The 18931-nt window shown below is 67.5% G+C and carries 19 protein-coding genes; 15 read left to right on the forward strand and 4 right to left on the reverse strand.

Annotated elements, in window-relative coordinates; genetic code table 11:
• Nucleotides 1–204 precede the first annotated feature (204 nt).
• From fdhA to ACRB8A_RS17180, 4 genes are all read left to right on the forward strand, one after another.
• Complete coding sequence (gene fdhA, locus ACRB8A_RS17165; protein WP_432245197.1) at nt 205–1422, forward strand: formaldehyde dehydrogenase, glutathione-independent; 1218 nt, start codon at nt 205–207, stop codon at nt 1420–1422.
• Between the two features lie 83 nt (nt 1423–1505).
• Nucleotides 1506–2783: a molybdopterin molybdotransferase MoeA gene (locus ACRB8A_RS17170; RefSeq protein ID WP_082178366.1), complete on the forward strand. Its 1278-nt coding sequence runs from the start codon at nt 1506–1508 to the stop codon at nt 2781–2783.
• Entirely contained in the window at nt 2771–3655 is an 885-nt protein-coding gene (fdhD, locus tag ACRB8A_RS17175) for a formate dehydrogenase accessory sulfurtransferase FdhD (protein ID WP_050686941.1), read from the forward strand. The genes ACRB8A_RS17170 and fdhD overlap by 13 nt, the downstream gene beginning before the upstream one ends.
• 220 nt (nt 3656–3875) lie before the next feature.
• The gene (locus ACRB8A_RS17180) at nt 3876–4682 is read left to right on the forward strand and encodes an IclR family transcriptional regulator (protein WP_050686944.1); all 807 of its coding nucleotides are present in this window, start codon (nt 3876–3878) and stop codon (nt 4680–4682) included.
• A 116-nt stretch (nt 4683–4798) separates the two neighbouring features.
• On the opposite strand, the gene ACRB8A_RS17185 is transcribed toward ACRB8A_RS17180, so the two are convergent.
• Entirely contained in the window at nt 4799–5830 is a 1032-nt protein-coding gene (locus ACRB8A_RS17185) for a DUF808 domain-containing protein (protein WP_432245198.1), read from the reverse strand.
• A 307-nt stretch (nt 5831–6137) separates the two neighbouring features.
• Between ACRB8A_RS17185 and ACRB8A_RS17190 the strand changes: the two genes are divergently transcribed.
• Nucleotides 6138–6710 (forward strand): GNAT family N-acetyltransferase, encoded by a 573-nt coding sequence (locus ACRB8A_RS17190; protein ID WP_056595514.1) that lies wholly within the window; start codon nt 6138–6140, stop codon nt 6708–6710.
• A 184-nt stretch (nt 6711–6894) separates the two neighbouring features.
• Here ACRB8A_RS17190 and ACRB8A_RS17195 read toward each other — a convergent pair whose 3' ends face one another.
• Nucleotides 6895–7524 (reverse strand): hypothetical protein, encoded by a 630-nt coding sequence (locus ACRB8A_RS17195; RefSeq protein ID WP_432245199.1) that lies wholly within the window; start codon nt 7522–7524, stop codon nt 6895–6897.
• Between the two features lie 244 nt (nt 7525–7768).
• Here ACRB8A_RS17195 and ACRB8A_RS17200 point away from each other — a divergent pair, with 244 nt between their 5' ends.
• From ACRB8A_RS17200 to ACRB8A_RS17215, 4 genes are read left to right on the forward strand one after another with little or no spacing between them, the layout of a single operon-like run.
• The gene (locus ACRB8A_RS17200; RefSeq protein ID WP_056595517.1) at nt 7769–8881 is read left to right on the forward strand and encodes a PP2C family protein-serine/threonine phosphatase; all 1113 of its coding nucleotides are present in this window, start codon (nt 7769–7771) and stop codon (nt 8879–8881) included.
• The gene (locus ACRB8A_RS17205) at nt 8878–10839 is read left to right on the forward strand and encodes a glycosyltransferase family 2 protein (protein WP_432245200.1); all 1962 of its coding nucleotides are present in this window, start codon (nt 8878–8880) and stop codon (nt 10837–10839) included. Before ACRB8A_RS17200 ends, ACRB8A_RS17205 begins: the two co-directional genes overlap by 4 nt.
• Complete coding sequence (locus tag ACRB8A_RS17210) at nt 10839–11171, forward strand: STAS domain-containing protein (protein ID WP_050686954.1); 333 nt, start codon at nt 10839–10841, stop codon at nt 11169–11171. Before ACRB8A_RS17205 ends, ACRB8A_RS17210 begins: the two co-directional genes overlap by 1 nt.
• Nucleotides 11164–11589, forward strand: a complete 426-nt coding sequence (locus ACRB8A_RS17215; RefSeq protein WP_056595526.1) for an ATP-binding protein — start codon at nt 11164–11166, stop codon at nt 11587–11589. The genes ACRB8A_RS17210 and ACRB8A_RS17215 overlap by 8 nt, the downstream gene beginning before the upstream one ends.
• 63 nt (nt 11590–11652) lie before the next feature.
• Here the strand turns inward: ACRB8A_RS17215 and ACRB8A_RS17220 are convergent, their stop codons facing one another.
• The gene (locus tag ACRB8A_RS17220) at nt 11653–12894 is read right to left on the reverse strand and encodes a GAF domain-containing sensor histidine kinase (protein WP_050686958.1); all 1242 of its coding nucleotides are present in this window, start codon (nt 12892–12894) and stop codon (nt 11653–11655) included.
• A gap of 245 nt (nt 12895–13139) precedes the next feature.
• On the opposite strand from ACRB8A_RS17220, the gene uraD reads away from it, so the two are divergent.
• The 5 genes from uraD (at nt 13140) to purM (ending at nt 17273) form a co-directional block, all read left to right on the forward strand.
• A complete protein-coding gene (uraD, locus tag ACRB8A_RS17225; RefSeq protein WP_285240507.1) occupies nt 13140–13637 on the forward strand; it encodes a 2-oxo-4-hydroxy-4-carboxy-5-ureidoimidazoline decarboxylase in 498 nt (165 codons plus the stop codon).
• Nucleotides 13634–13972, forward strand: a complete 339-nt coding sequence (gene uraH / locus ACRB8A_RS17230; protein WP_285240508.1) for a hydroxyisourate hydrolase — start codon at nt 13634–13636, stop codon at nt 13970–13972. Before uraD ends, uraH begins: the two co-directional genes overlap by 4 nt.
• A 96-nt stretch (nt 13973–14068) precedes the next feature.
• The gene (locus tag ACRB8A_RS17235; protein ID WP_050686964.1) at nt 14069–14383 is read left to right on the forward strand and encodes a hypothetical protein; all 315 of its coding nucleotides are present in this window, start codon (nt 14069–14071) and stop codon (nt 14381–14383) included.
• Nucleotides 14384–14430: 47 nt separating this feature from the next.
• A complete protein-coding gene (purF, locus tag ACRB8A_RS17240) occupies nt 14431–16104 on the forward strand; it encodes an amidophosphoribosyltransferase (protein WP_050686966.1) in 1674 nt (557 codons plus the stop codon).
• Nucleotides 16101–17273, forward strand: coding sequence for a phosphoribosylformylglycinamidine cyclo-ligase (purM, locus tag ACRB8A_RS17245; protein WP_050686968.1), 1173 nt, complete (start codon nt 16101–16103; stop codon nt 17271–17273). The genes purF and purM overlap by 4 nt, the downstream gene beginning before the upstream one ends.
• 491 nt (nt 17274–17764) lie before the next feature.
• Here purM and ACRB8A_RS17250 read toward each other — a convergent pair whose 3' ends face one another.
• Complete coding sequence (locus ACRB8A_RS17250) at nt 17765–17998, reverse strand: DUF3073 domain-containing protein (RefSeq protein ID WP_050686970.1); 234 nt, start codon at nt 17996–17998, stop codon at nt 17765–17767.
• 271 nt (nt 17999–18269) lie between these two features.
• Between ACRB8A_RS17250 and ACRB8A_RS17255 the strand changes: the two genes are divergently transcribed.
• On the forward strand, nt 18270–18929 hold the full coding sequence (locus tag ACRB8A_RS17255) for a septum formation family protein (protein WP_056595541.1): 660 nt from the start codon (nt 18270–18272) through the stop codon (nt 18927–18929).
• The last annotated feature ends 2 nt before the right edge of the window (nt 18930–18931 follow it).

The following is an 18931-nucleotide window of genomic DNA, read 5'->3' on the forward strand; positions in this document are numbered from 1 at the left end:
GCCATAGTATGTAACTGATATATCTATTCGGTACTTCTCGAAATACCAGCATCCCAGTGATGGGCCGCCTCGTTCCCGTGAACGATGCTTCGACGTTACGGCGCTACGGCGCCTGAAACCTGGGGAGGTGACCGTCGAAGCATCGCTTTCGGGCACGAGGCGGCACATCCCGCCCCCGCACCACGCCTGCCCAAAGGAGCGCACATGCCAGGAAACAGAGCCGTCGCTTTTAAGGAACCTGGCATCGTCGAGATCATCGATACCGACTACCCAACGCTTGAACTCAGGGACGGGCCCGGCGTCAACCCTGCCAACGTGGGCCGCAAGGTCCCGCACGGAGCCATCCTGCGCACCGTGACCACCAACATCTGCGGGTCGGACCAGCACATGGTCCGCGGCCGCACCACGGCCCCACGGGACCTGGTGCTTGGCCACGAGATCACGGGGGAAGTCATCGAGGTGGGTCCCGACGTTGAGTTCATCAAGGTCGGCGACATCGTCTCGGTCCCCTTCAACATCTCCTGCGGCCGCTGCCGGAACTGTAAAGAGGGCAAAACCGGGATCTGCCTGAACGTGAACCCGGACCGTCCCGGCTCCGCCTACGGCTACGTGGACATGGGCGGCTGGGTGGGCGGCCAGGCCGAATACGTCCTGGTGCCCTACGCCGACTGGAACCTGCTGCGGTTCCCCGACCGGGACCAGGCCCTGGAAAAAATCATGGACCTGACCATGCTCTCCGACATCCTGCCCACCGGCTTCCACGGCGCCGTCACCGCCGGGGTCGGCGTCGGCTCCACCGTTTACGTCGCCGGCGCCGGACCCGTAGGCCTTGCCGCGGCAGCGAGCGCCCAGCTCCTCGGTGCCGCAGTGGTCATTGTCGGCGACATGAACGAGAAACGCCTGGCCCAGGCCCGGTCCTTCGGCTGCGAAACCGTCAACGTCACCAAAGGGGACCCGAAGGACCAGGTCGAGCAGCTCCTTGGCATCCCGGAGGTGGACTGCGGTGTGGATGCCGTTGGCTTCGAGGCCCGCGGCCACGGCCGGGATGCATCCCACGAAGCCCCAGCCACCGTGCTGAATTCCCTGATGGACCTCACCGCAGCCGGCGGCTCCCTGGGCATCCCCGGCCTCTACGTCACCGGCGATCCGGGCGGCATCGACGAGTCCGCCCAGCGCGGTTCCCTCTCGCTGTCCCTGGGCACCGGGTGGGCCAAGTCGCTGTCCTTCACCACCGGCCAGTGTCCCGTGATGAAGTACAACCGCCAGCTGATGACGGCCATCCTGCACAACAGGGTCCAGATTGCCAAGGCCGTCAACGCCAAGGCCATTCCGCTCGAAGAGGCGGCCCGCGGGTACGCGGAATTCGACGCCGGTGCAGCAACCAAGTTCGTCCTGAACCCCAACGGCTACGTCAAGGCCTGACACGCGGTGCGGATCGTCCGCAGCAGCAGTGCCACGCACCACCACATCCCCAGCGCATCACAATATCCAGGAAGGCGGCATGGATGCTCACCCATGACCTCCCCGTCGACATCGGCGCTTTCCAGCAGCCGGCAGCCCCGGCCGCGTCCCCAGGGTGGACCGAGGCACGCCGGTTGGCCTTCGAGTGCGCAATCCCGTTGGCGCCGGTGGACGTACCCCTCGTGGCGGCAACCGGGCGCACCCTGACCCGCGCCGTCACCGCCCTGCAAAGCCTCCCCCACTACGCTTCGTCCGCCATGGACGGCTGGGCCGTGAACGGCACCGGCCCGTGGATCCTTACCGGACCAGGGCAGCACCTGTCAGTGGGCCAGGCTTCTGTTATCGCCACCGGCGGGCTGGTACCCGGCGGCGCCGAGGCCATCCTCCGCAAGGAGAGCGGCCAGGTGTTCCTGGCTGCTGCCGGCAAGCCGGTCCTCTCGCTCAATGCCGACGCGAAGCCCGGCGAACCACGGCGCGCCCAGCACATCCGTCCCGCAGGGGAGGAGGCCACTGCGGGTGAAGTGCTCATCCCGCGCGGCACCGTGCTCAACCCCGCGCACGTGGCCTTGGCCGCGGTAGCAGGCCACGACACAGTCCAGGTCCAGGCCAAACCGTCGGTCGCCGTCGTGCTGACCGGATCCGAGGTGATCACCTCCGGCGTGCCCGCGCCGGGCCAGGTCAGGGACACCTTCGGTCCGCAGCTGGGAACGATCGTTTCCATGCTGGGCGGCACTCCCGGAGATCCGCTCAGGATCGGGGACTCCTGCAACGAGTGGCTCGCAGCCCTTGGCGCTCCTGCGTCCGCCGGAAAACCAGCGGACGTCACCATCACCACCGGCGGAACCGGCCGGTCGGCCACTGACCACTTCCGGGCCGCTGTGGCCGCGCTCGGCGGCCGGCTGCTGCTGGACGGCGTGGCCATGCGACCGGGCCACCCGGCAGTTCTCGCGGAGCTCCCGGACGGACGATTCATCGTTGGGCTGCCCGGAAACCCGTTGGCCGCCCTGATGGCCCTCCTCAGCATCGGCGCCCCGCTCCTGGCTGCCTTGGGAAACATGCCCCTGCCGGCACTTGACCAGGTGGTCTCCGGCAACGACATCGAACCCGCGCCGGGCCGGACCCGGCTCCTGCCCTGCAAAATGATCCAGGGGCTGGCCTTCCCCACGGAGCACACAGGCTCGGGCATGATGCGGGGCCTGGCCAGGGCCGACGGTGTGCTGGTGGTCCCACCTGCCGGGGTCGATTCGGGCGGCCCGGTTCCTTACCTCCCGCTCCCCTGGAGCCCGGACCAGCGACGACAGGATACGCCTTGGCACGCATGACCCAGCGCCGGAGGATCCACCGCTTCCGGGTGGACAGCAGCGGCACCGAATACCCCGTCAGGTTCACGGAGGACGTGCTGGCGGCCGAGGAACCCCTGGAAATACGGGTGGGCGGCCGTTCCTTCTCCGTCACCATGCGGACCCCAGGGGATGATTTTGACCTGGTGGCCGGATTCCTGGTCTCCGAAGGCATCATCCGCCGGCAGGACGAGCTGATCTCCCTCCGCTTCTGCGCAGGCGAAACCGAAGGCAGGCAGACGTTCAACGTGGTCGAAGCCCAGTTGCGGCCTGACGTGCCGATGCCGGACACCATGCGCCACGTGTATACCTCGAGCTCCTGCGGCATCTGCGGCACCGATTCCATTGAGGCCGTCCGTAAGACCATCCACTTCGACGCCGCGCAGGACCCGTTCCGGATTCCCGTGGACGTCCTCGCGGAACTTCCCGACCGGCTGCGCGAGGCGCAGGCGCTGTTCGAGAAGACCGGCGGCGTCCATGCCGCGGGGTTGTTCCGGGTGGATGAGGCAGGACAGCCCGAACTGCTGTGCCTTCGGGAAGACGTGGGCCGGCACAACGCCGTGGACAAGGTGGTGGGCTGGGCCCTGCGGCAGGACATGCTGCCCCTGCGCGGGACCGTGCTGCAGGTTTCCGGACGGGCCTCCTTCGAACTGGTCCAGAAAGCCGCCCTGGCCGGCATTCCCGTGCTGGCCGCCGTGAGCGCCCCCTCGAGCCTGGCCGTGGACCTGGCCGCTGAGACCGGCCTGACCCTGGTCGGCTTCAGCAGGGGAACCAGCCTGAACGTCTACGCCGGCCGGGACCGGCTGGCACGTCCGCGCCAACCGGCAGGCGTGGTAACCCACGCCGGACTTTGACGTGGTGCCGGCCCACCCCGGTGGGGCGTTGCGTCCGGAAGGGCATCCCCGCCCGGGGGTGCCCTTCCGCTTTTAATCCCAGGAACCCGTGGGGGAAGGCCGCCGCTCCGCCAAAAGAAGCCGCAAAAGTCCGGCACCTGAGTCGGACTAGGATGAGGAAGAAGAGGCAGCATCAGGCTTCCGGCCCGGCGCCTGACATGGCAAAACGACACGAGGCATCATGGCCGCACGCAATGACCCCGATACCGAAAAGGACGCCGACTCACAAGGCGGGGGCGTCCAGTCCGTCGACCGCGCCCTGCAGATCCTGGAAATCCTTGCCAGGCAAGGTGACGCCGGCGTCACCGAGATCGCCGAGCAAATGGGCATCCACAAGTCAACGGTCTCAAGGCTGGTTGGGTCACTGGTGGGCCGGGAAATGGTCCGCCAGAACAGCGAGCGCGGGAAGTACCAGCTGGGCTTTGGCATCCTGCGTCTGGCAGCCTCCATTCCCGGGCGGCTCAGCCTGGTGCACGAGGCCGGGTCCATCCTGGAAAAACTCGCCGCGGACCACAAGGAAACGGTGAATCTGGCCGTGCTGCGCTCCAACTATGCCGTCAACGTGGACCAGGCCATGGGGCCGTCAACCCTCGCCACCTACGACTGGGTGGGCAGCCTGACACCCCTGCATGCCACCTCAAGCGGCAAGGTCCTGCTCGCCGGCCTCTCCGCGGATGAGCGGGAGCAAATATTAAGGACGGTGGGCCTGTCAGCCCGTACGCCGCTCACCATCACCAACCGCGCGGAACTGGAAAAGCAACTGCTGGGGGTCTCCCGCAACGGCTACGCGGTGGTTCATGAAGAGTTCGAACTTGGCCTGACCGCCATGGCCGTGCCCGTCTACAACCACGTAGGCAAGGTCATCGCAGCCCTGAGCATCTCCGGCCCGGCGTTCCGGTTTATGCCGGAGGGCGACCCCGCGCTCATTGCGGACCTGCGGGAAGCCGGCCTGGCCATCAGCGCGAAGATGGGCTTCAGCCCCCGCTGAAGTGCCGGGCAGGGAAGACTACCCTGCGCGGCTGACGCCCGGCCCGCGCACCACAACGCCCTCCTCCTTCCTGGAATTTTCCAGAAAGGAGGAGGGCGTTTTCGGTGTGCCGAAGCCTACGGCGTGTGGCCGGAGTCCCGTTCCGCCGCCTGATGGCCGGCGGCCGCCGAGTGGGCGTCGCCTTCCCCGTGCGCGTCATCGTTTTTGCCTTTGCCGAAGGGCAGTGCCTTCAGGAGCGGCTGCACCACAACCATCACCAGCAGGCCCCACGCCAGCCCCACGACGGCGGAGCACAGCGTGTTCACCAACCAGCCCAGGAAGCCGCCCACCACCGCGATCCCCGCGAAAGGGGCCTCCAGGGTGTGGATCAGGTCGTAGGGCTGGTGCCAGCCGAGATCGTGCGCGCCCTGCACCATGATGTGGCCACCGACCCACAGCATGGCCACTGTCCCCACCAGGGTGATGGTAGCCAGGACCGCAGGCATCCCCTTGACCAGCAGTCCGCCGAAACGCTTGGAACCGGCCGAGTCCTTGGCGCTCAGGTGCAGCCCGATGTCGTCCATTTTGACGATCAGCGCCACGGCGCCGTAAACGAGGACCGTGATCGCAAACGCAACAACTACCAGGATGAGGGCCCGGACCCACAGTGACTCATCGGCCACTTCGGTCATGGAGATGACCATAATCTCGCAGGACAGGATGAAGTCGGTGGTGATGGCGCCCTTGACCACCTTTGCTTCGGCCCCGGCTCCCCGGTCAACCGCAGGTTGGTCTTCGGCAGCCGCGTGGTGGCCGAAGAACTTGTGCCAGACCTTCTCGGCACCCTCGTAGCAGAGGTACGTTCCGCCCAGCATCAGGATGAACGGGATCACCGCGGGGATAAAGGCGCTGATAAGCAGCAGCGCCGGCAGGATGATGAGCAGCTTGTTCCGGAGCGAACCCCAGAAAATCCGCTTGATCATGGGCAATTCGCGGGACGGGTCGGCCCCGGAGACGTACTGCGGGGTCACTGCGGCGTCGTCGATGACCACACCGGCGGCTTTGGCCCCGGCCTTGGCGGCGCCCGCGGCTATGTCGTCCACGGACGCGGCGGCGATGCGGGCCAGCGCGGCCACGTCATCAAGGAGCGCAACCAGGCCCCCGCTCACAGCTGGTCCCCAAGGTGGCTGGGGGCTGGCTTTTGGGCGTGGGCGCCTTGGACTGGGAGCACAATTAGCATGTTCGGAGTATATGGTGACTGGCAGCCCTTCGCAGGAAGCCCCGTCACGCTGCACCCTGCGGGGTTTTGCCTACCGCCGGAATGGGGCGGGCTCAGGAGGGGCGCAGCACACCCGGGACAGTTGAAAACCATCCCCGACCCGCCGAGAAGGATCCAGGCGCCGATCACCCGTTGCTGTTCCCTCCGCGCCCACCCCGGCTGTTGCCCGGCCGCAGGCCCGGTGGCAGGATGGCCGGATGGCGATCGAGGTCCGTCCGGCGACCGTTTTCGACGATGTCCGGACCATGGTGGGGCCCAAGCGGCCCGATGCCAACGTGTGCTGGTGCCTGAGCTACCGCATCCCATCGAAGGAGAACCAACAGCTGCACGGGACTGAACGCGGCGACCTGGTCCGGACGCTGGTGCGCCAGGACCCGCCGCCGGGTGTCCTGGCGTACGACGGCGGCGAGGCAGTGGGGTGGGCAGCGGTGCACCCCCGCGCGGACACCAGCTTTGCCGGGAACCGGCGGATCCCGCACGTGGACGAACTGGCGGTATGGTCCGTCTGGTGCATCCGGGTGCGGCCCGGGCACCGGAAGAAGGGCATCTCCCACGCGCTGCTGGCAGGGGCAGTGGACCTGGCCCGGAGCTACGGGGCGCCAGCCATCGAGGGCTACCCGGTGGACAACGCCGGCGCCAAGGTGGACCTCACCATGGCGTACGTGGGGACGCGGAAGCTGTTCGCCGACGCGGGATTCCGAAAGGCCGCGGACACCACGTCCGTGCTCAACGGATTTCCACGGGTCCTGATGCGGTTGGACCTTGACTGACAGGACCGCCGGTCACGGCTTCTTCCACCATTTGCCCGGCCAGTCCTCGTCGATGGCCCACAAGGCCAGCAGGAGGGCATCAGCCGTGATCAGCCCGGCGATGAAGTAAGCCCACCCCGTATAGTCCACGGCAATCTCCTGACCCGGTACGCCCCAGCCACTCGATTGCCTCCAAGTGTGCCACCTAGAGCGCCGGGATGGAACGGCTCCCGCCCGGAGACCTGAAGGGTTCCGCGAACCGGTGGTGCGCCTCTGTCTCAAGCTTCAGCCGGCGCGTCAGCAGTTCCACCCGGTCCGAGATCTCCGCGCCCACCATCAGCCGGTCACCCGGCCAGCTGGAAACCTCACGGGACTCGGCCAGCGCCCGCGACAGGGCCTTCGCCGCTGCCCGCACCCTGCGGGAGTGGGAGAAGAGCCGCCGGAGCGCCTGCAACTTCCCACCGGCCCTGGGCGGCCCACCCGGCCCCGGGGCATCGGCGGCGGGGCCGTTCCCGCCGGCCATCGCCGGTGCGGGCCCAGGACCTGCCTGCGCACCGGTCCCTTCGGAGGCGCCAGCGTGCCTGGGGTTCCGCCCCGGCAAGGCAGTGCCTTCCGCTGCGGTTTCGTCGTGGATTCCGGGCGCCGCATGGCGGCCACCGGCCTTCTGCGGTTGTTGCCCGGCCTCAACCGGCAGCCGGGCAGCGGCCGACGCCGGGCTGCCGCCTGGCGCTCCGGCCGCACCCGCGGCGCCGGGCCCGCCGGCCGCCGTCGGCTGCGTGTCCGCCAGTTTTGCCCGGCTACCCACCGTGGTCCGCTGGTTCCTGTTCTTTCCCATGGCTGTCCCGCCCCTTCCCCAAGCGGCCCAGCTTCAGGTGGGGCCGCCGTCGGCCCGGTCTGCAGGAAAGCTGCGCCAGGATCCGAGTGTCTCCGCCCAGGCTCAACGTCAGGCCAAGCGGATGCAAAGATTGCCACAAGACTCCCTGCCGCCTCCGCGCCGGACCCCGCACAGTTACTACGATTTCGGTGCGGTAGGGGCACTTTGCATGCCGCGCGGGCCTTAATGCGGTAGAAGTAGACCTATGGTCTCTCCCACCGAACTCCGCCGTGCCGTCGTCATCGAGGATGACCCCGACATCCGCGGCCTGCTGGTCCGGGTCCTGGCCAAGCAGGGGTTCGAGGTCACCCATGCCGGCACCGGGATGGCCGGCGTTGCCGAAGTCCGCTTGCAACAGCCTGACCTGGTCACCCTCGACCTGAACCTGCCGGACATCGACGGGCTGGAAGTCTGCAAGCTGCTCCGCGAGTTTTCGGATGCCTTCATCGTGATGCTCACCGCACGCGCCGATGAACTGGACAAGCTGACCGGCCTGGACAACGGCGCCGACGAATACATCAGCAAGCCCTTCAGCCCCCGCGAACTGCAGTCCCGGATCAACGCCCTGTTCCGGCGCAGGCCCTCCGCCGAGGCCGATTCGGCGTCCCGGAGCGAACTGCAAAGGGCCACCGAAGTGCAGCAAAGCCTGCTGCCCAAGGAAGACATCCGGGTGGCGGGCTATGACGTCGCCGGCCTGTTCAGGCCCTCCCGCAGCGTTGGCGGGGACTTCTACGACTGGTACCAGACCCCTGACGGCCTGCACCTGACCTTCGCGGACGCCATGGGCAAGGGCATGGGCGCCGCCCTGATCGCCGCCACCGTCCGGGCCGTGATGCGCTCCACCGGCCGCCGGCAGGACCTGGACGGCGCGTTCGCTGCCGCCAGCAAGGCGATCGCCACGGACCTGGACTCCTCCAATTCCTTTGTCACCCTGTTCCACGCCCGGCTGGCCGCTGCCACCGGGACCGTCAGCTACGTGGATGCCGGGCACGGACTCGCGCTGCACATCCAGGCCGGCGGCACGGCCCGCCGGCTTCCCTCCGGCGGACCGCCCGTGGGTGCCTGGGCGGGAACCCAATGGCCGCAGTCGGACCTGCTCCTGGCGCCCGGTGACTCCCTGGTGGTGGTGAGCGACGGCGTCCTGGATGTCTTCGAGTCCGTGGAAGCGTTCACCGCCGCCGTGCTCGAAGCGGCGCAGAACCAGGAATCGGCCCAGTCCGCCAGCGGCGCCATCATGGCCCTGGCCCCCGCCGATACCGCCGAGGACGACGTCACCGTGGTGGTGGTCCGGCGGCTGCCCGAAGGTGCGGCGGCATGACCCGGTTCTGGACCCGGCTGGTGGTGGTGCTGACCGTCATCACGGGGCTGAACTACATCGGCTGGCGCTGGATGGCGTCCTTGAACTGGGACGCCTGGTGGATTGCGCTGCCCCTGGTGATCGCGGAAACCTACAGCCTGATCGACGTGATGCTGTTCGGCATGACCGTCTGGCGGCTGAAGCTCCGCAAGGCCGCCCCGGTGGCGCCCGCGGACGCCACCGTTGATGTTTTTATCACCACGTACAACGAAGACCTGGACATGGTGATGACCACGGCCCTTGCTGCGCAGCGGATCAGGCACCCGCACAGCACCTGGATCCTGGACGACGGCGCCCGCCCGGAACTCAAGGCCCTGGCCGAGGAGCACGGGCTGGGCTACGTGACCCGCAGCGGGGACTGGACCGCCAACGTTCCCCGCCACGCCAAGGCCGGCAACCTGAACAACGCGCTGATGGTTACCCATGGCGAGTTCCTGCTCATCCTGGACGCGGACCAGATCCCGGAACCGGACATCCTGGAAAAGACGCTGGGTTACTTCACCAACGACAAAGTCGCCCTGGTCCAGACCCCGCAGTACTTCAGCAACGTCCCCGCCAGCGACCCCCTGGGCAGCCAGGCGCCCCTCTTTTACGGGCCCATCCAGCAGGGCAAGGACGGCTGGAACGCTGCCTTCTTCTGCGGCTCCAACGCCATCCTGCGCCGCGAGGCCCTGATGCAGCTGGGCCTGGTGGGGTACGTCAAGGAAACCGAGAAGAGCATCCGCCGGGCCCTGGCAGCATCCCGCTCCGCCATCCGGCAGGCCCGGAAATCCGCTGACGTGCAAGCGCCCCTGGTGGCCCAGGTCCTTGACGAAGTTGAAGCGGCCACCGTCGAGGCCCAACGGCAGCTCGACGACGGCCAGTCCCTCAGCGAGCTCACCTACCGGGTCCGGCGCCGGGTGGACAGCGCCGTGCAGACCCTGGTGCTGGCGGACGTCGAAGCGCTGCAGTCCGACCTTGAGGAGATCGCCGCCATGGAACTCGCCCACGTGGGCGACTCCGGGGTCCCGGTCGTTGCGGACGATGCCGTGCAGCGGATGTCCGCCCGCGACTGGTCCCCGCTGGGCGCCCTGGAATCAGTCCAGGCGGTCCTCGACGCGCTGTCCGTGGAACGCAACGACGAGGCCCAGCCCGTGATGCCGCTGGCCACCATCTCCGTCACCGAGGACATGGCCACGGCGATGCGGATGCACGGCATGGGCTGGGAGAGCGTCTACCACCACGAGGTGCTGGCCTACGGCCTCGCGCCGGAGGACCTGCAGACCATGCTGACGCAGCGGCTCCGCTGGGCCCAGGGCACCATCCAGGTGCTGCTCCGGGAAAACCCGCTGGTGCAGAAGGGCCTGAAGCTTGGCCAGCGGCTGATGTACTTCGCCACCATGTGGACGTACCTGAGCGGCTACGCGGCAGTCATCTACTTCGCGGCCCCCATCATCTACCTCCTGCTGGGCATCCTGCCGGTCACCAGCCTCAGCTGGGACTTCTTCATCCGCTTTATCCCCTTTATGGTGGTCAACCAGATCCTGTTCGCCGTGGCCGGCCGCGGCATCCCCACCTGGCGGGGCCAGCAGTACAGCCTGGCGCTGTTCCCAACGTGGATCAAGGCCTGCTCGACGGCGGCCCGGAACGTCTGGTTCGGCCGTCCCCTCGGGTTCGCCGTCACCCCCAAGAACCGCCAAAGCGGTGGTCCCAGCTGGAGCCTGATCCAGCCCCAGATTGTGGTGGCGATCCTGCTGGCGGTGGCCGCCGTCGTCGGAATCATCCGCCTTGCCACCGGCCTGGCGGAACCGCTGGGCACACTGGTCAACGTCGCCTGGGTCATTTTCGACCTGGTGGTGATGAGTATCCTGGTCCGCGCCGTGCTCTACAAGGGTTACGAACCGGCCGCAGAACCTGCAGCAACAGAGAGGGAATCCTGATGGAATTTAGTTATGAGGTCAAGGACTCGTATGCGGAAGTGAAGGCGGACGGGCGGCTGAACATGGTTTCTGCCCCCAAGCTGCGCGAGTTCGTCACCGACGTGATCGCCGGCGGGTCCAACCGGATTGTGGTCAACCTCGAAAACACTGCCTTTATGGACTCCTCAGGCCTTGGCGCGCTCATCGGCTGCCTCAAGGCCGCACGGCAGGCCGGCGGCGACCTCCGCATCGCCGCGGTCCAGCCGCAGGTCCGGATGGTCCTGGAGCTCACCAGCATGGACAAGGTCCTCACGGCCTACCCTTCCGCCGAGCAGGCGTTCGGCAATGACTGAGGTCCTCGCCTCCCGCAGCTTCCGCGGGCCCGCCGCCGACGACGCCATCGAGTCCGTCCACAACGACCTGGACAGCCTCTGGCTGGACGTCCCCTTTGTGCACGACATGGACCAGATGACCTTTACGACGGCGGTCATCGAGTCCGCGTCCAACATCGTCCAGCATGCCGAGCCGGCCGGCCGGGACGCCGTGGAGCTGGGCGTGGACATCACCGTCCAGCCCACCTTCCTGCAGGCCCGTGTGAGCGCCTTCAACGCCAAGCCGCCGTTCGGCCCGATGGAACCGGCCACCCCCGGCGAGGAAGCCGAGTCCGGCCGCGGGCTCGCGCTGATCCAGGCCCTCGTGACCACCGTGACCTTTGAGCGGCAGGACGGCACCAACACCTGGGTACTGTCCAGGACATCGGCACAGACTTAGTCCGCGCCCGGTCCCGGGCTCGCCAGGACCGGGCGCCTGCTGGGCGCCGGGAGCCGGCCGGCCCTAGTTACCCGTTGGGAACAGCACCGATACCGTGGCACCGCCGCCCGGTGTCCCGCTGATCACCAGGTCCCCGCCGTGGGCCTGGGCGATGCGCTCGCAGGTGGCCAGACCCAGCCCGGTTCCCGCGCCGTCGCCCGGCCGCCGGAGGCGGACCAGCGGCTCCACTGCCCGTTCCCGGTCTTCGGGGCTGATGCCCTTGCCGTTGTCCGCGACGTGCAGGATGACGCCCCGGGCCTTCCTGGTGGCGCTGATGAGCACCTGGAGCTCCCGGCTGCTGCTGCTGTAGTTCAGGGAGTTGGCCAGGAGGTTCTGGACCAGGGTCCGCAGCTGCGCCCTGTCGGCGAACATTTCCGCGTCCTCGCAGGTGATGCCGCTGGCCCCGCCAAGATCCAGGCCCAGGTCCTGGGCGGCTTCGGCGGCCACGGCCAGCAATGACACCCGCTCGCGGTTCAAGGCGCCGTTGGCCCGGGAGTAGTTCAGCACGTCCTCCAGGGTGCCCAGCATCCTGCGGCCGCCGCTGCCGATGTAGTCCAGGTACTCGGCCGCCGGGTGGCCCGCCGGGATATCGGGGTCGTCCTCCGCCAGCTCCACGTAGCCCAGGATGGTGGTGAGCGGGGTCCGCAGGTCATGGCTGACGCGGCCGGCAAATTCCGCCAGCATGGTGTTGCTGCGCTGCAGCTCCTCGAGGGCATTGTTAAGCTGCAGCGTGCGGTGCTGCAGTTCCAGGAGTTCAACCACCTGCCGGGCCAGCACCTCCAAGAGGTCGATCTGTTCCACGGACGGCGCGTGCATCTGGTCGGAAAAGACGCACAGCGAGCCCAGCACCAGCCCTTCCGACGTCTCCAGCGGGACCGATGCGTAGAAACGCACTTCGGCAATTTCACCTGTCACAAAGGGGTTGCCCGCGAACCTCGGATCCGTGGACGCGTCCTGAACCACCGTGGTTGATCCACTGAGGAAAACGGCCGCGCACATCGAGTCCTCGCGGGAGCAGATCCCGGCGTTCACGCCTGAAGCGGCGATCTGCAGTTGCTGATCGGCGGTGATGATGTTGACGACGCTGTACGGCACCCCGCAAAGCGACGCCGCCAGCCGGACAAGATTGTCCAGCGAAGTCTGCGCCCGGCCGTCCAGGAGGGCCGGAACTTTGGTGCCGCTTTTCGGCAGCAGTCCGTATTCCTGCAGGTCAGAGTCACGCACCGCGTCGTCACCGGTCAGCATCTGCACAGCTGTCCCGTTCATGTTTCAGTTGCTCCCCAAAGTTGTTGCCAACGGGGCAAGGCCCCTTCCGGTGATGATACCCAATGCCCGGACGCCTTGCTGTAGCCTCTTGACACGGCACCGCACCCTGGCCTTCAATATTACGTATGCTGAAATAACAGTTCCATGATGCGGAAGCCTGGCGTGCGCAAGCCGATGGGTGCCGGGAACTCCGGCCTCCGCATAGCCGTCACCATGGATGCCAGCATTCCAAGGAAGCAGCCAGCATGAAGCTTGCCGAATTTAACGCCGCGGATCCCTCCGCCGCCGCCACCACCCTCCGGCCCTGCGTCGACGTCACACGCTGGGTGGACGCCGTGGCCGCGGCCCGCCCCTTCGCGTCCAAGGCCGCACTCCTCGAGTTCGCCTCCTCGGCGGCCGATCCATTCAGCGCCGCCGAGGTCGAAGCTGCCCTCGCCCACCACCCGCGGATCGGGGAACGCCCGACGGCGGCCGGAACCGAAGCGGCCATGTCCCGGTCCGAACAGGCCGGGGTGGACCCTGCCGACGCCGACGCCGCGACAGCCCTCGCCCACGGCAACAGGGAGTACGAGGAGAAGTTCGGCCGGGTCTTCCTGATCCGCGCGGCCGGACGCACCGCCCCGGAGATCCTTGATTCCCTGAACCGCCGGCTTGCCAACTCCCCCGCCGAGGAAGACACCATTGTGGCGCAGCAGCTGCGCGAGATTGCCGTACTTCGGCTCGAAGGACTGATCAGCGAGTGAGCGTCTCCCACGTCACCACCCACATCCTGGACACCGGCGCCGGCCGCCCCGCGGCGGGAGTCGCCGTCGTGCTCTATGCAAAGGACGCCGGAACCTGGCAGGAGCTGGCCCGCTCCACCACCGACGCCGACGGCAGGGCCAAGGACCTGGGACCCGGGCAGCTCGAACCCGGGCACTACCGGCTCAACTTTGCCACCGGCTCCTATTACGCCGGGCTGGCGACGGCAACGTTCTTCCCCGAGGTGGACCTGGTTTTTGAAGTCTCCGGGCCCGAGCACTACCACGTGCCGCTCCTCCTGAGCCCCTTCGCGTACTCCACGTACCGCGGCAGCTGATACCCGCCCGTTGCGCTATCACTTATGGTCGCCATCCGTCGGTTTTAGGAGCCATAAGTGATAGGGCAACGGGGGAGCGAATGTAGGCTTGATGGCATGTCTTTGAACCAACCCCCGGCCGAGCGGCGGGAAGTAACCGTCCGCCGTGCACCCAAGTATGTGCCGTTCCTGATCCTGGGGGCACTGGTGGGCGCCGGCGCCGCCGCGGTGGTGGCGTACGGCCTGCCCGGTGACCAGAGCTTCGATCCGGGCGCCGTGTTTGGCTTCTTTATGGTGATGTTCGGCGCCGGCGGCGCAATCCTGGGCGCCGTGCTGGCCCTGGTCCTGGACCGCCGCAGCGTGAAGCGGCAGCAGCGTGCAACGGTGGAGGCCGTGCCGGATTCCGAGCCGGACACCGATCCGCAGTCATAAACGGGCCACCGGAAATCTCCTACCCCATCTCATGAGATAATCGACCAGTGGCACGCGGCGATGGAAAACTTTCCCATGATCTTCTCCCTGGCGAAAAAGGCCCGCAGGACGCTTGTGGCGTCTTCGGAGTCTGGGCACCAGGTGAAGAAGTAGCAAAACTCACCTACTACGGGCTGTATGCGTTGCAGCACCGCGGACAGGAGTCCGCCGGCATCGCTACCAGCGACGGCAAACGCATCAACGTCTACAAGGACATGGGCCTGGTATCCCAGGTCTTCGACGAGACGACGTTGAATACCCTGACAGGGCACCTGGCCGTCGGCCACTGCCGTTATTCCACTACGGGCGCCAGCCACTGGGCCAACGCCCAGCCCACCCTTGGCGCCACCGCCACGGGCACCGTGGCACTGGCCCACAACGGCAACCTGACCAACACGGCCGAGCTCAACGCCATGATCAGTGAGCGCAATGGCGGCCAGCTCAGCGGCGAGATGAAGCAGGGCAACACCTCGGACACCGCCCTGGTCACCGCGCTGCTTGAAGGCGAAGCCGGAAAGACCCTTGAGCAGACGGCAATCGAGCTGCTGCCCAAGATCAAGGGCGGCTTCTGCTTTGTGTTTATGGACGAAGGCACCCTCTACGCAGCCCGCGACACCTACGGCATCCGCCCGCTGGTCCTGGGCCGGCTGGAGCGCGGCTGGGTGGTGGCCTCCGAACAGTCGGCCCTGGCCACCGTGGGCGCCAGCTTCATCCGCGAGATCGAGCCGGGCGAATTCATCGCCATCGACGAGGAAGGCGTGCGGTCCCAGCGCTTTGCGGAGCCGACGCCGGCCGGTTGCGTTTTCGAATACGTCTACCTTGCCCGTCCGGACGCCGCCATCGCGGGCCGTTCCGTCTATGAGTCCCGGGTGGAGATGGGCCGCCAGCTGGCCCGCGAAAACACCCAGGAGGCCGACATCGTGATCCCGGTCCCCGAATCCGGGACCCCCGCCGCGGTGGGCTACGCCGAGGAATCCGGCATCCCCTTCGCGCACGGTTTCGTCAAGAACTCCTATGTGGGGCGGACCTTCATCCAGCCGTCGCAGACGCTGCGGCAGCTGGGTATCCGGCTCAAGCTCAATGCCCTGGAATCCGTGATCCGCGGCAAGCGTGTGGTGGTGGTGGACGACTCGATCGTCCGCGGCAACACCCAGCGGGCCATCGTCAGGATGCTCCGCGAAGCCGGCGCCGCCTCCGTGCACGTAAAGATCTCCTCCCCGCCCGTCCAGTGGCCCTGCTTCTACGGCATCGACTTCGCCTCCCGCGCGGAGCTGATCGCCAACGGCGCCACCATCGACGAGATTTCCCAGGCCATTGGCGCCGATTCGCTGGCCTACATCTCCGAGGACGGCATGATCGGAGCCACCCGCCAGCCGCGGGAACGCCTCTGCACCGCCTGCTTCACCGGCAAGTACCCCATCGAGCTGCCTGGTTCGGACAAACTGGGCAAGAACCTGCTGGAACGGACGGACCTGGGTGGCCTCGCGCCGTCGTCTTCCGCCCTTCCCGGCGAGACTGCAGCCCTGGCCGTCGATTCCCACAACGACCCCGCCGAAAAGGCAGGCGCCACCGGCTGCGATCCCGGCCCGGACGCCGAATTTGAGAACCTGCTGACCGAAGCCGACATGGTGCCTGACGTACACGCCAGCGCCGCCGGCGCCGACAAGAAAGAGTCCGTATGACTTCCGCCAACACCGCCGCCGGGCCCGCTTCCGAGAAGCAGGGACAGATCACCTACGCCTCCGCAGGTGTGGACGTTGAAGCCGGCGACCGCGCCGTCGAGCTTATGAAGGGTGCCATCAAGGCCACCCACAACTCCTCGGTGATCGGCGGGGTGGGCGGCTTCGCCGGCCTCTACGACGTCTCGAAGCTGCTGACTTACAAAAAACCGCTGCTGGCCACGTCCACGGACGGTGTCGGCACCAAGGTGGCCATCGCCCAGGCCATGGACATCCACGACACCATCGGGTTCGACCTGGTGGGCATGGTGGTGGACGACATCGTGGTGGTGGGCGCCGAACCGCTGTTTATGACCGATTACATCGCCTGCGGCAAGGTGGTGCCGGAACGCATCGCCGACATCGTCCGGGGCATCGCTGCTGCCTGCTCCGTGGCGGGCACCGCACTGGTGGGCGGCGAGACCGCCGAGCACCCGGGCCTGCTGGGTGAGCACGAATACGACGTCGCAGGTGCTGCCACCGGCGTGATCGAGGCCGACCAGCTGCTGGGCCCGGACCGGGTCCGCGCCGGCGACGTGGTGATCGGCATGGCGTCCTCCGGCCTGCACTCCAACGGCTACTCCCTGGTCCGCCGTGTCATCAACCACGCCGGCTGGGCCCTGGACCGCCAGGTTTCCGAGCTGGGCCGCACGCTGGGCGAGGAACTACTGGAGCCCACCCGCGTCTACGCAGCGGACTGCCTTGACCTGGCCCGCACCTTCCCGGTCAGCGCCTCCGCCGGCGGCGGCGCAGCTGTCCACGGCTTCAGCCACGTAACCGGCGGTGGCCTCGCCGCAAACCTGGCACGGGTCCTGCCGCAGGGCCTGGTGGCCACGGTGGACCGCGCCACGTGGGAACTTCCCGCCATCTTCAAGCTGGTCTCCGAGCTGGGCAACGTCCCGCTGGCGGACCTCGAGCGTACCCTGAACCTCGGTGTGGGCATGGTGGCCATCGTCTCACCGCAGGCCGCTGACGCCGCTGTTGCCCGCCTCAACGACCGTGGCCTGCCGGCCTGGGTCATGGGCACCGTTGCGGCCGACTCCGACTCTGTCGACAAAGCCGGCCCGGATTACGTCCAGGGCGCCAAGGGCGTGGACGGCGGCGCCGTCCGCCTGGTCAACGCCTACGCCTGACCCCGCCTGGCCGGTACCTTCCGGTTTCGCTGCGGCAGCCCTGCGAAGCTTTAGCAGGGCTGCTGCGGCGCAACTGCGGCCGGGCGCCTTGTCCGGATTCCGGAGCCGCCCGGGCAGGCACAAAAAACCCGCCACCCGAGCCGGCTCTGATACTGCGCAACAGCGGCCTGGAGCCTTGTCCGGATTCCGGAGCCGCCCGGGCAGGCACAAAAAACCCGCCACCCGAGCCGGCTCTGTTACTGCGCAACAGCGGCCTGGAGCCTTGTCCGGATTCCGGAGCCGCCCGGGCAGGCACAAAAAAACCGCCACCCGCACCGTTGGTACGGTGCCGGCGGCGGGCAGCTGACTGCATCCGGCGCGGGGAATCCTTCTGGATCCGGGTGCCGGAAAAGAAGCGCCGCACCCGCTGTGGTCACACGCGGGGCGTGCGGGAACAGCTGTGCGGCGGCGTCACAGCGCTGCGGCCCGAAGGCCGGAGCGGCAAGCGACAACTAGCCGATGCGGCGGGTGTGTACCCCGTCGTCGTCTTCTTCCAAATCATCCGCGTACTTGTCCACGTAGGCCGAATAGTCCGGTTCAACCGGTTCGTTGGCGAAACGGCTCGGCGCACGGACTTCAGAGCTCTTAAGCTCACGCTGGAGAGCTGTGTAGTCAGTGTTCGGGGAATAGTACTTAATGTCCCGAGCCTGTTTGGTAGCTTTTGCCTTTTGACGGCCGCGCCCCATGGCGTGACCCCCTTTTGTACTCGGACCGGAGGTGGTCACCATTGGCGTTAGTGAGGCCCCGGAATGTTTGGTCAATTTGTCGTACCCCTAGATTACATGCTTTAAGCTGCCACTGCTTGCCAGCCGCGGCCTCCGCAGCCGGATCGCAGCAGCCCCCCCCTTGCCGATCCCCCGGGTTTCCCGCTTTTTTGTTCGGTAGAGTCTTAAGAACAGCTGCCGGGACGGCCCGCACCGGATCCCGCAGTGCGAAAAACGCAGGAAGGTGCACCCCGTGAACCACCAGGATGTCCCACCCAGGCCTTCCACCCCGCCCGCCTCCGGCACGCCCTCGGCAGGCGGCGGCAGCAGCCCCGTCGGGGGCCCCAACCTGGCGCCCGCGGCTGACGCACCACGGCTGCCGAACCGGGCACTCAACCGGACAACCCTGTGGAAGGTGTTCTTCGCCGTCGTCCTGCTGCTCGTGGTGGGCGGGCTGGTATGGCTGGCGCTGTGGCTGAACTCCGGCCGGGATTCGAACGGGTCAACCAAGGACGGCGCCCTGGAAACGGCGGTCACGCCGGCCCCCACCGCATTGGAGTCCCCGAAAGAAGGCGTGGAGCCTGCCGGGTACGCGCTGGGCGACTGTTTCCGCGACTTCGATCCCGAGGCCCTGACGGCCACTGTTGTGCCGTGCAACACCGGCCACTCGGCGCAGCTGGTGTCGCTGTACCGCTACCCCGGCGACGGCACCTACCCCGGCTCGGACGCGCTCAAAGCCAAGGCGCAGGAGGCGTGCCAGGCCGCCAGGTTGTCCCCGGCGGCCGACGGCTACACGCTGGAGTTCCAGCGCAGCTACCCCAGCAGCACCAGCTGGGCATCCGGTGACCGCCGGGTGGACTGCTACGTCACGGCGGCCACCGGCAATGTCATCAATGCCAGCGTGCTGCCGTAGCC

Source organism: Arthrobacter sp. G.S.26 (genome assembly GCF_050847375.1).
Classification (GTDB): domain Bacteria; phylum Actinomycetota; class Actinomycetes; order Actinomycetales; family Micrococcaceae; genus Arthrobacter.

Coding starts and splice junctions, on each gene's coding strand:
- ACRB8A_RS17180 (WP_050686944.1), top strand. CDS start 3,876: ATGGCCGCACGCAATGACCCCGATACCGAAAAGGACGCCGACTCACAA.
- purM (WP_050686968.1), top strand. CDS start 16,101: ATGACTTCCGCCAACACCGCCGCCGGGCCCGCTTCCGAGAAGCAGGGA.
- ACRB8A_RS17235 (WP_050686964.1), top strand. CDS start 14,069: ATGTCTTTGAACCAACCCCCGGCCGAGCGGCGGGAAGTAACCGTCCGC.
- ACRB8A_RS17215 (WP_056595526.1), top strand. CDS start 11,164: ATGACTGAGGTCCTCGCCTCCCGCAGCTTCCGCGGGCCCGCCGCCGAC.
- ACRB8A_RS17210 (WP_050686954.1), top strand. CDS start 10,839: ATGGAATTTAGTTATGAGGTCAAGGACTCGTATGCGGAAGTGAAGGCG.
- ACRB8A_RS17250 (WP_050686970.1), bottom strand. CDS start 17,998: ATGGGGCGCGGCCGTCAAAAGGCAAAAGCTACCAAACAGGCTCGGGAC.
- ACRB8A_RS17170 (WP_082178366.1), top strand. CDS start 1,506: ATGCTCACCCATGACCTCCCCGTCGACATCGGCGCTTTCCAGCAGCCG.
- ACRB8A_RS17190 (WP_056595514.1), top strand. CDS start 6,138: ATGGCGATCGAGGTCCGTCCGGCGACCGTTTTCGACGATGTCCGGACC.
- uraD (WP_285240507.1), top strand. CDS start 13,140: ATGAAGCTTGCCGAATTTAACGCCGCGGATCCCTCCGCCGCCGCCACC.
- ACRB8A_RS17200 (WP_056595517.1), top strand. CDS start 7,769: ATGGTCTCTCCCACCGAACTCCGCCGTGCCGTCGTCATCGAGGATGAC.
- ACRB8A_RS17220 (WP_050686958.1), bottom strand. CDS start 12,894: ATGAACGGGACAGCTGTGCAGATGCTGACCGGTGACGACGCGGTGCGT.
- ACRB8A_RS17205 (WP_432245200.1), top strand. CDS start 8,878: ATGACCCGGTTCTGGACCCGGCTGGTGGTGGTGCTGACCGTCATCACG.
- fdhA (WP_432245197.1), top strand. CDS start 205: ATGCCAGGAAACAGAGCCGTCGCTTTTAAGGAACCTGGCATCGTCGAG.
- ACRB8A_RS17195 (WP_432245199.1), bottom strand. CDS start 7,524: ATGGGAAAGAACAGGAACCAGCGGACCACGGTGGGTAGCCGGGCAAAA.